Annotated in this window: 4 tRNA genes and 1 rRNA gene; all 5 read left to right on the forward strand. The window is 51.1% G+C overall.

The features are described from left to right. Positions 1–116 precede the first annotated feature (116 nt). Positions 117–232 (forward strand): 5S ribosomal RNA (gene rrf / locus LFLEISCH_RS14385). Between the two features lie 9 nt (positions 233–241). After that, positions 242–317 (forward strand) — tRNA-Val (locus tag LFLEISCH_RS14390). Positions 318–324: 7 nt separating this feature from the next. Continuing rightward, positions 325–400, forward strand: a tRNA-Thr gene (locus tag LFLEISCH_RS14395). A gap of 35 nt (positions 401–435) precedes the next feature. Next, a tRNA-Lys gene (locus LFLEISCH_RS14400) sits at positions 436–508 on the forward strand. 6 nt (positions 509–514) lie between these two features. Further along, positions 515–594: transfer RNA gene (locus tag LFLEISCH_RS14405), tRNA-Leu, on the forward strand. The last annotated feature ends 71 nt before the right edge of the window (positions 595–665 follow it).

Below are 665 nucleotides of genomic sequence, written 5' to 3' on the forward strand. Positions count from 1 at the left end.
TAGCGGACAAATACTAATCGATCGAGGACTTAACCTTTTAATCTTGATTCGTTACGTGGATAACTAAACGCTTTTCTTCTCTAGTTTTGAGAGAACATCGTTCTTTCATTCTTTTGTCTGGTAGCTATGGCGAGAAGGTCACACCCGTTCCCATCCCGAACACGGTAGTTAAGCTTCTCTGCGCCGATGGTAGTTGGGGGCTTCCCCCTGTGAGAGTAGGTCGCTGCCGGGCAATGTTTTTGGAGGTTTAGCTCAGCTGGGAGAGCATCTGCCTTACAAGCAGAGGGTCAGCGGTTCGATCCCGTTAACCTCCACCATTTTTTTGCCGGCTTAGCTCAGTTGGTAGAGCAACTGATTTGTAATCAGTAGGTCGCGAGTTCGACTCTTGCAGCCGGCACCATTTTCTAACATAGGAATACATAAAATTTGTATCGAGAGCCGTTAGCTCAGTTGGTAGAGCATCTGACTTTTAATCAGAGGGTCGCAGGTTCGAACCCTGCACGGCTCACTCTTTGCGGGTGTGGCGGAATTGGCAGACGCACAGATTTAGGATCTGGCGCGCCGAGCGGTGGGGTTCCAGTCCCTTCACCCGCACTATTCATGCGGAGAGTTCAGTGTACGAAGCATCACGTGCCAGGTGGGGTCGCGGTCGACCCGTCTCCGCT

Origin of the sequence: Listeria fleischmannii subsp. fleischmannii LU2006-1 (assembly GCF_000344175.1) — a bacterium.
Taxonomy (GTDB): Bacteria; Bacillota; Bacilli; order Lactobacillales; family Listeriaceae; genus Listeria; species Listeria fleischmannii.